This window comes from Mycobacterium helveticum, assembly GCF_007714205.1.
In the GTDB taxonomy this organism is placed as follows: Bacteria; Actinomycetota; Actinomycetes; order Mycobacteriales; family Mycobacteriaceae; genus Mycobacterium; species Mycobacterium helveticum.
Window position 1 is genome coordinate 1 of record NZ_VMQU01000386.1, and the last position, 316, is coordinate 316.

The following is a 316-nucleotide window of genomic DNA, read 5'->3' on the forward strand; positions in this document are numbered from 1 at the left end:
GCCGGCGTACTCACCGACGGCAACGTGAACTCCCCCAACCCAACCGACGGAATCGTCAACGGCGCGGTGGTGATGTCGGGGGTGGTGATCGACGGCAACGTGAACTCCCCCAACCCAATCGACGGAATCGTCACGGGCTGCGTCGTCACCGCCGGCGTACTCACCGACGGCAACGTGAACTCCCCCAAACCAATCGAAGGAATCGTCACGGGCTGCGTCGTCACCGCCGGCGTACTCACCGACGGCAACGTGAACTCCCCCAACCCAACCGACGGAATCGTCAACGGCGCGGTGGTGATGTCAGGGGTGGTGATCG

1 protein-coding gene is annotated in these 316 nt (G+C 64.2%); it reads left to right on the forward strand.

Annotation, left to right across the window (positions count from 1 at the left end; translation table 11 throughout):
- Nucleotides 1-316 (forward strand): hypothetical protein (locus FPZ47_RS28770; RefSeq protein ID WP_168209599.1); only part of this gene is annotated, 316 nt, incomplete at both ends.